The 8,403-nt window shown below is 42.0% G+C and carries 10 protein-coding genes and 2 pseudogenes; 10 read left to right on the plus strand and 2 right to left on the minus strand.

The window, feature by feature from the left end; translation table 11 throughout:
- A pseudogene (locus G588_RS20910) lies at positions 1-715 on the minus strand (hypothetical protein); the annotation flags it as partial.
- Positions 716-1,008: 293 nt separating this feature from the next.
- On the opposite strand from G588_RS20910, the gene G588_RS0117870 reads away from it, so the two are divergent.
- The 10 genes and pseudogenes from G588_RS0117870 to G588_RS0117905 all read left to right on the plus strand — a co-directional run bounded on the left by G588_RS0117870 (position 1,009) and on the right by G588_RS0117905 (position 7,461).
- Positions 1,009-1,320 carry a glutaredoxin gene (locus tag G588_RS0117870; protein WP_022780056.1) on the plus strand — a complete coding sequence of 104 codons (312 nt, stop codon included), beginning with the start codon at positions 1,009-1,011 and terminating at the stop codon, positions 1,318-1,320.
- Positions 1,321-1,329: 9 nt separating this feature from the next.
- Positions 1,330-1,926: a DUF1643 domain-containing protein gene (locus G588_RS20915; protein ID WP_022780057.1), complete on the plus strand. Its 597-nt coding sequence runs from the start codon at positions 1,330-1,332 to the stop codon at positions 1,924-1,926.
- A gap of 38 nt (positions 1,927-1,964) precedes the next feature.
- Positions 1,965-2,192, plus strand: a pseudogene (locus tag G588_RS23490) (DUF4298 domain-containing protein); the annotation flags it as partial.
- A 27-nt stretch (positions 2,193-2,219) separates the two neighbouring features.
- On the plus strand, positions 2,220-2,522 hold the full coding sequence (locus G588_RS23495) for a Dabb family protein (protein ID WP_026668893.1): 303 nt from the start codon (positions 2,220-2,222) through the stop codon (positions 2,520-2,522).
- Between the two features lies 1 nt (position 2,523).
- Positions 2,524-3,381 (plus strand): AAA family ATPase, encoded by an 858-nt coding sequence (locus tag G588_RS0117885; RefSeq protein WP_022780059.1) that lies wholly within the window; start codon positions 2,524-2,526, stop codon positions 3,379-3,381.
- Between the two features lie 16 nt (positions 3,382-3,397).
- The gene (locus tag G588_RS0117890; protein WP_022780060.1) at positions 3,398-4,078 is read left to right on the plus strand and encodes a hypothetical protein; all 681 of its coding nucleotides are present in this window, start codon (positions 3,398-3,400) and stop codon (positions 4,076-4,078) included.
- Positions 4,079-4,097: 19 nt separating this feature from the next.
- The gene (locus G588_RS23550; RefSeq protein ID WP_443110868.1) at positions 4,098-4,205 is read left to right on the plus strand and encodes a DUF5714 domain-containing protein; all 108 of its coding nucleotides are present in this window, start codon (positions 4,098-4,100) and stop codon (positions 4,203-4,205) included.
- 23 nt (positions 4,206-4,228) lie between these two features.
- On the plus strand, positions 4,229-4,750 hold the full coding sequence (locus tag G588_RS0117895) for a GNAT family N-acetyltransferase (protein WP_022780061.1): 522 nt from the start codon (positions 4,229-4,231) through the stop codon (positions 4,748-4,750).
- Complete coding sequence (locus G588_RS0117900) at positions 4,693-5,070, plus strand: zinc ribbon domain-containing protein (protein WP_022780062.1); 378 nt, start codon at positions 4,693-4,695, stop codon at positions 5,068-5,070. The genes G588_RS0117895 and G588_RS0117900 overlap by 58 nt, the downstream gene beginning before the upstream one ends.
- Before the next feature lie 246 nt (positions 5,071-5,316).
- On the plus strand, positions 5,317-7,461 hold the full coding sequence (locus G588_RS0117905) for an EAL domain-containing protein (protein WP_051139972.1): 2,145 nt from the start codon (positions 5,317-5,319) through the stop codon (positions 7,459-7,461).
- Positions 7,462-7,555: 94 nt separating this feature from the next.
- On the opposite strand, the gene G588_RS0117910 is transcribed toward G588_RS0117905, so the two are convergent.
- The coding region (locus G588_RS0117910) for a cation:proton antiporter (protein WP_022780064.1) at positions 7,556-8,403 on the minus strand (848 nt) is incomplete at its 5' end.

The raw sequence follows: 8,403 nt of genomic DNA on the forward strand, positions 1-8,403 counted from the left end.
ACATCTCTATTGGATAGGTGTTGTTGTAATCATATGAATCCAGGTAATAGGCTCCGGGCACAATATCATTTGAAGCTTTGTACCAGACGTCTTCTCCAGCTTGCATCTTTTCATTGATATCCTCTGAATATAATTCTTCGGAGCTAAGCACAGTGCCATTAAGCGTTAGCTTCCAGCATTCTGCATATCCCATATGTCCCCAATAGCTGAGAATTCCGTTTTCACCAGGAACTGCATAGAATCCTGTGTGTCCCATTGAAAGATCATCTATGAATTTCGCTTCTCCATCAATATAGGAATATAGCTTTCCGTGATATGCAGCTTCGCAGTCTCCGTATCTTATCAGAAGTTCAGGTATATTATCTTGGTCTATATCATATAGCCAGTAACAGTCGATGCATTCTGCAAGTTCATCATATGAGGCTTCTTCTGTAAGGGATGCTTTCTTTTCACGATCGGCCTCGATGATTTCTTTGTAAGCTTGTTTGTATCCTGCTTCAAAAGAAGGCTCTTCGGTACTTGTGTCTGAGGTTGCCTCAGAACTGCTATTTGATTCTGTTGTCGAGCTGATTATAGCTGAATTTGTTGTTTCCGCGGTGGATGCAGTTGATACAGCATCTGAGTTGCCTTTCTGATTAGTGGTTGTGGATTTGCCGGAGCATGCGCTCAAAGTAAGTGCAGCAGCAATTGCCATAAATAGTATTTTCTTTTTCATGTAATGACTCCGTTAAATTTTTAAATGTTTTGTTCTTCATTGATATCTTACTACATTTTAGGTACAGCGGAAGGATACAACACTTTTTCATAGCACACAAAGGCTGCGCCAAAATGTACGTAGCCTTCCTTCCTGCAACAACTCGATTTCATGGGGATTTATATAGAGGGTACTTCGATGTCTCATATAGCGTCGAAGTACTTTTTTGCATATAATTAGGGGAGTTGAAAGTATATGAAGAAAGTATTGATTTTATTGGGGGATATTTACAATGACATTATGGAGGGAGAACAATGATCAAAATTTACGGAATGCCTACATGTCCCTACTGCGATTACATTCATGAGCAGATTATAGGGCGTGAGAATGAATTTGAGTACATTAACATTGGTGAGAATATCAGAAACATGAGTGCTTTTACCAGACTACGTGATACCAATCCGGCATTCGATCATTCCAAGGAAATAGGCGATGTTGGTATACCGGCCTTTGTTTTTGAAGACGGAAGCATAACTCTTGATCCAGCGGTTGTGGGCCTAATTGAATATGGAACACCTGATGCCTGCTCTATAGAAGACCATAAAAGCGGAAGGAAAGGGTGTTAAGAGGGATACATGAGAATAGATAAAAGAATGCTGGATGATATCCCGGCATGGCTTGCAAAGCAGGATGACATCCCAGGCGGATGGCTTTATATCGGGGATGAGAAGGAAAGATATCTTCTTGGACAGCCCGGCAGAAGGAACATGCTTGTGTTTGGCGTGAATCCTAGTACAGCTTCTGCAGGAGAGAATAATCTAGACCCCACTATTAAAAGAGTTCGGAAGTTTGTTCTAAAGGATGCTACATGTGATGGATGGATCATGGCGAATCTTTACCCGCTAAGGGCAACAAACCCCGACAATCTGCCTGCCAAGGCGGACAAAAAACTAATCGAGAAGAATCTCAAGGTTCTGGAGGCTCTTCAGAAATCTTACTTCATCGATAAGGTCTGGGCTGCCTGGGGTGATCTCATTGATTCAAGGGATTATCTTGGCAACACGCTTTATGACATTCAGGATACGATAAAAGAGGCTGAGTGGTACTACCTTGGCACTACAACCAGATGGGGAAATCCCAGACATCCGTTGTATTTGAAAGGGGACTCTGAGTTTCGGTGGTTCCCGGTTTTTGATTATGCCTGCGAATGCAGAGATGGGGATATTGGGTGATGAATAAGGTTGAGAGTGCTGTTAAGCGCATTGCTGAAATGGAATCTATCTTGGATGAAGCTTTGAGAAAAATGGATAACGCTGAGGAAGCACCACAAGAGCTCTTGGAATATCAGACAGAGATCAAGAAACTTGATGAATATTATTCCGACCAGGATTGGAAAGATGATTTTGCGCTGGATGAAGATGGGCTTTTGCCCAAAGATCTGAAGCGTGGAGTGCTTTCTGAAGATGGCATCTACGATGCGCTTGAGCGGAACAAGGAAGTGATGGAAAGGATAAGGGGAACGAGAATGGTTAAACATGTGATTTTATGGACACTTAAGGATGAACTTTCTGCAGAAGAGAAGATGACAATTAAGCAGGGAATCAAGGAAGGCCTTGAAGGACTAATGGGAAAGGTTCCCGGAATCGTGGATATCAAGGTCAATATCAATGGTCTTGAGTCTTCAAATGCAGACCTGATGTTGGATTCTACTTTTGAGAGCGTTGATGCGCTTAAGGGATATTCTGTACATCCTGAGCACGTAGCAGTAGCTGATTCCAAGGTGAGACCTTATACCAAGATCAGAAGCTGCCTGGATTTTGAGGTTTAAAATGAGATATATTGACTCATTTAAGTTTCCAGGAGTGGAAAATGAAGAGCAGTTTGTAAACTATATAAGAAGAACGTGCTATACCTCGTTCTATCCGTTTGGGGTGTTCGCAGAGAATGAGCTGCGGGAGCTGTCTTTTTCTGAAATAACGATTTTGTATGGAAACAATGGCTCAGGAAAGAGCACAGCCCTGAACCTTATGGCAGAGAAACTGAAAGCCGAAAGAGATACATTGTTCAACAGAAGTAGTTTTTTTGGTGATTATATCGGTATGTGTGATTTTGAGATGACACATGAAGGCAGACCTGAAGAAATCAGGATGATTACAAGTGATGATGTATTTGATTTTATGCTCAACTTAAGAGCACTGAACGATGGCGTTGACCGGAAGAGAGAGCAGGCTTTTGATGAATGGATTGAGAATAAGCATTCAAAGTTTCAGATGAAATCATTGGATGATTATGAGCAGCTCAAGAAAGTTGTGGATGCCAGATCCAAGACACAGTCAAAGTATGTTAGAGATACGATTGGAAATAACATTATAGAGCACAGCAATGGAGAAAGTGCTCTGCAATATTTCTCTGAAAAGATTAAAGATAATGGACTTTATCTGTTGGATGAGCCTGAAAACTCACTCTCGCCTCAGAGGCAGTTGGAATTGCTTGAGTTTATCCAGAATTCAGCAAGGTTCTTTGGATGCCAGTTTATAATAGCAACACATTCACCATTTTTGTTGGCGTTAAAAGGTGCACTGATTTATGACCTTGATGAAAGGCCGGTAGATATCAAGAAGTGGACGGAGCTTGAGGGAGTAAGGACTTACTTTGAGTTTTTTGAAAAGCATAAAAACGAGTTTTGATGAGGAATGTGAGATCATGAGTAAGCTTAATGTATGCCTCAGGCACATTTCAGAGGTCTTTTTATATGAATACTACTGCCTGGGCGATGATGAATATGAAATTTCAGAAGAGGATATTCTGACGCCGTACAAGACTAAGGCAAAAGAGCTGCTTCTTTCCGGGGATTACGCGAAGGCCCAGCAGGAGTGGCTAAGTGCGCATCTTGAGAATCCTGTGGATATGGAAGCCATACTTGGGATAATCCTATGTTGCAAGCAGCTTGGCGACTCCGAGGGGGAGTATTCCTATACGACAGAGTCTTACAATTACTGCTGCACCAGAGCTGAGCTTGCAGCTTATTACAGGAATCTTGGGTGGTACTACCTGGAGAAGTACAAACCTGAGGTGGCTGCAGCATGTTATCTGTACAGTAAGTACTTCGAGGATTCACAGCAAGCCGATGCGGAGCTTGAGTTCCTTGAGAAAGCTATTGGCAAAAAGGTGGCTGATAAAGATCTTGACCAGATACAGAAGATCCTGAAGGAAAATGATATTCCAACCGAGGCGAATCCTGTTACACTGGCACTTCTCTACAAAGCGGCACAGGAGGCTGATGAAGCTGGCGACACACAGCAGGCCCTTGACTGTTACAGGATGGTCTATGACCTGACAGCTGATGAAGAAGTTGGGAAAATTATAAGCAAGATAGTAAGGTGAAAACTGATGAATAAAATATGTGAATGAGCACTATGATGTAAAGCTGATATACGAGGAGCAGGAATGTGAATTCTATTCCCGGAATCAGCAGTGCATCAGGGAGAAGTGTCCATTTTATCCAATATAACGAGCGAGAGGAGTGTATGAAAAATGTCAGAGTTTAATGTTGGGGTCTGTAAAGACAACGAAGTAATAAAAGAGATTTTCAAAGAGTATTCCCAGATAAAAGGTGCGGAGAGCTGCTTTGTTTCTTTTGATAAGGAACTAGCTGATTTGGACGGGTATTATAAGGGCGGAGCGCTGCTTCTTGGAAGTGAGGACGGGACCCCGGTTGGAAGCATTGCTATCAGGAAGATTGATGATGCTATCTGTGAAGCCAAGAGATTATTCATCAAGTCTGAGTTTCGCGGCAAAGGCTATGCGAGAGTAATGCTTAATACCATGCTTGATAAGGCAAAAGAGCTTGGATTTAAGGAAGTTACTTTTACTACCAAGCCTGAAGTGATGAAGGTTGGATATGAGCTGTATAAGCGTATGGGTTTTGAAGAAGTTGGCGAGAAAGACGGAGTTGTCAGCATGAGGATGGGATTACTAAGAACGGAGCGAGGAAGTAGATGTTTTTTATCATGGGAATTACAGATGGCAGGAAGGATTTTGATTTCAATCAGCTGATGACCTGCGTGATCTGTGGGAAATATGGGCGCTTCAACGTGTTCATGACATATACGGTGCTGTCTCTTTTCTTTATACCGACTTTCAAGTGGAACAGGCATTACTACGTGCAGACCAGCTGCTGCGGAACTGTTTATGAGCTTGATCCGGAGGTTGGTAAGATGATCGCAAGGGGCGAAGAAGTGGAGATTCTGCCAAGTCATCTGACTCAGGTAAGCGGCGGAAGAGGATTTACGACCGGTTATAAGAGATGCAGACAGTGTGGATATGAGACAACAGAGGACTTTGACTTTTGTCCGAAGTGCGGAACGAGGTTTTAAAACAGATAGATGGTAAAGAGATTTAAAAGCCTTCGGTATGACAACCGGAGGCTTTGTTTGGATAAATACTGTAAACTTTATCTTTATATAATCATATATTTATCGGTATTTTATAAGATTTTGATATAATTATCGTGCGGTTCTATATCCAATTGAAATAAAAATCAGTCTACTCAGAACCAATAGAAAGGTGCTGCTTTGATAGGGAAAGGCGCTCTCCGTAAAAGAATAATAACTTCATTATGTATGCTGGCTATTCTGTGCTGCGTGGTCATAAGCAGCATTGTTTCTAATGCAGAATCAGATGAATATCTCATTGTTGGAGTACCTACAGATCGTTGCCCTATGTTTTACTTTGACGAGGACGCAGGGATAATTACCGGAATAGGTGCAGATCTTATGACGGCGGCAGCAAAAGAGGCTGGATATATAGCTGTTTTCAGAGTCCTGGAAGAGAAAAATCTTAAGGATGCCCTTGATAACCCGGGATATGATGTGATTATGCCATTCGGAAGTGCCATAACAAGCTCATCAGGAAATCCATCTGTTGTTTCTGATAATCTTATCCAAACACCATTTACACTTGTTACGGTTAATCAGAGTAATCTTCCTGATATGCATGAACTACGTGTTGGAATGCTTAGTTCATTGGGCGGTGCTGCCGAAACAGTTCGTCAGCTATATCCAGGAATAGAAATCTCCTTATATGACTCAATGCCTGAATGTGTAGAGGCTCTTCGTGCCGGTAAGGTGGATGCACTTTTGCATAATTCATATGTGTGGAGCTATGTTCTGCAGAAACCTACTTATGATGATCTTAAGGTTCAGCCTGCAGCAATGTTTACCATGGATTTTCGAGCTGGTGCGCTGGATACAGATAAGGGACAGGAGATAATAGAACGTCTTAATACAGGCATAGATACACTTTCAGACACACAGAAACAGGCTGTTGTTCTGGATCATACTTCACGTAAGTTATACAAATATGATTTAGAAGACTATATTCATGAGTATGGTCTGATTATTCTCGTAGGAATTCTTATATTAGCTATTTTTAATATAATTGTCATAATGAAACAGAAAGCACTGCATGCCAAGCATGAAGAAACAGTCAAACAACTTGTTGACAGAGATCCTTTGACTGGTGTGCTCAGTATGAATGGATTCAGGAAACGTGTAGTGGAACTGTTGACGCAGCATCCGGATATTCCATATATGATCTCGTACAACAATATCAGGGACTTCAAATATATAAATGATAACCTGGGAAAAGAAGCTGGAGATGAGCTTTTGAAGTTCTGGGCATCAAAGTCTTTGGAAGTAATGAGCGATGAGGAGGCAATAGGTCGAATCGAAGGGGATCACTTTGTTGTGCTCCGTAGTATCGGTGGCAGTGAAAAGATGGATGCCGACGAGGCACAGGTTTTTGATCTGGTACGCAATTACTTCATTGACAGAGGAAAAGAAGTAAGGGTCCAGATGTGCAGCGGTGTATATGTGGTAATGCCGGAAGATTACAAGAATCCTGATGTCGATCATATGCTCGATTGTGCTCGTGTAGCAGAGAAAAAGGTTCGTGACACGGTTAAGGATGGATATCAGTTCTATAATCCCAGTCAATGGGAGAAGGGGAAATGGATATCTGACGTTGTTGGACATTTGAGGGTTGCCATAAGGGAAAGTGAACTTCAGGTGTGGTATCAGCCTCAGGTGGATTTTGAAACCGGAGAGGTTACTGGGGCAGAAGCGCTCTGTCGATGGAATCATACTAAGCTTGGCTGGATTCCTCCTTCAGAGTTTATCCCTGCTTTGGAGGATGCCGGTTCGATATATGAGCTCGACTGCTATGTTTGGGAAAGAGTCTGTCAGGACCTGCGCAGATGGAATGAGCAGGGAATACACAGATCTGTATCTGTAAATGTATCACGATGTGACATACATGATAACAAGGACATTGTAGCGTATTTCTGTGACCTTCTGAGAAAATATGAACTTACAGCAGATCAGCTGAAGATTGAAATTACTGAGACAGCATATGTACAGGATTCGGAAATATTGATAAACATTACCAAGGGACTCAGAAAGTTTGGCTTCCAGGTTGAAATGGATGACTTTGGAAGCGGATACTCTTCGCTGAACATGCTGAAAGAGGTTCCTGTGGATCGTATCAAGATGGATCTTCGATTCCTCACTGGTGATGGATGTGGAGAAAAGGGCCGTATCATAATTGAATGCATGATCTATATGGCTAAACGACTTGGTATAAAACTGATTGCAGAAGGAGTTGAAACTATAGAGCAGGCTCAAATGCTAAAAGAGCTTGGATGCACGGAGATGCAGGGATACTACTTCTATAAAGCGCTTCCTGTTGAAGAATTTGAGAAAATATAAAAGAAGAGCCTGCTAAGTAATAAAAAGGCCCGTTTTCTTAATAGAAAGCGGACCTTTTTATTTCTGTACAATCCCAGTTCTACAGGCGATTAACTCAAGCATGAGAATTAGCTTTTTCATCTGAGGCATATATAGCCTTCAATATTATAGGTGTCAGAATTGAGCTCAATATTATCAACAGGATTACTGCGGTAAAGTATCTGCTGTCAACGATATCAGCTTTTAAACCTCTCTGAGCCACGATAAGTGCAACTTCGCCTCTGGTCATCATACCGACACCAATCTTTAACGAGTCAGAAGTGTTGTACTTAAGGAGCTTTGCTACGATGCCACAGCCTACAACCTTTCCGAGGAGTCCAACGACAACAAATGCTGCCGAGAATGCAAGGATTGTCATGTCAACAGATCTTAGGTTTGTCTGAAGTCCTACACTTGCAAAGAATACGGGGCCGAATAACATATATGAATTTATGTCCATCTTTCTGTCTATATACTCGGAGTTGTCCAGGGAGCTGAGAATAATACCTGCGACATAGGCTCCGGTGATATCAGCTACTCCAAAGTACTTATCTGCAACATAAGACATCGCAAAAGCAAGTGCCAGTCCCATGATCGGGATTCTTCTGGTATGAGGCCATTTTGCTTCTGCTTTTGACATTATCTTAAATATGATCATTCCCACAACAACCGAAAGGGCAAAGAAGGCTACGGTCTTTAAGCAAACAGCTGCAAGATTGGCATTTGGATCTTTCAGACCAAGAACAGCTGTAAGAACCACGATTCCTATTACATCATCGATGATTGCGGCGCTCATGATCGTTGTTCCCACTTCTGTGGAAATCTTCCCAAGTTCTTTAAGAACCTGGACTGTTATGCTAACGGAAGTGGCTGTAAGAATAGTTCCTATAAAGAGTGCTTTTATGAACTCGGTTGATCCGGGAG

It is taken from the genome of Butyrivibrio sp. AE3009 (assembly GCF_000420845.1).
Lineage (GTDB): Bacteria > Bacillota > Clostridia > Lachnospirales > Lachnospiraceae > Butyrivibrio.

Bases quoted from the DNA above. Each gene is read 5' to 3' on its own strand.
- G588_RS0117900 (WP_022780062.1), top strand. From the start codon at position 4,693: ATGTTTTTTATCATGGGAATTACAGATGGCAGGAAGGATTTTGATTTC.
- G588_RS0117905 (WP_051139972.1), top strand. From the start codon at position 5,317: ATGCTGGCTATTCTGTGCTGCGTGGTCATAAGCAGCATTGTTTCTAAT.
- G588_RS0117895 (WP_022780061.1), top strand. From the start codon at position 4,229: ATGTCAGAGTTTAATGTTGGGGTCTGTAAAGACAACGAAGTAATAAAA.
- G588_RS20915 (WP_022780057.1), top strand. From the start codon at position 1,330: ATGAGAATAGATAAAAGAATGCTGGATGATATCCCGGCATGGCTTGCA.
- G588_RS0117870 (WP_022780056.1), top strand. From the start codon at position 1,009: ATGATCAAAATTTACGGAATGCCTACATGTCCCTACTGCGATTACATT.
- G588_RS23495 (WP_026668893.1), top strand. From the start codon at position 2,220: ATGGTTAAACATGTGATTTTATGGACACTTAAGGATGAACTTTCTGCA.
- G588_RS0117885 (WP_022780059.1), top strand. From the start codon at position 2,524: ATGAGATATATTGACTCATTTAAGTTTCCAGGAGTGGAAAATGAAGAG.
- G588_RS0117890 (WP_022780060.1), top strand. From the start codon at position 3,398: ATGAGTAAGCTTAATGTATGCCTCAGGCACATTTCAGAGGTCTTTTTA.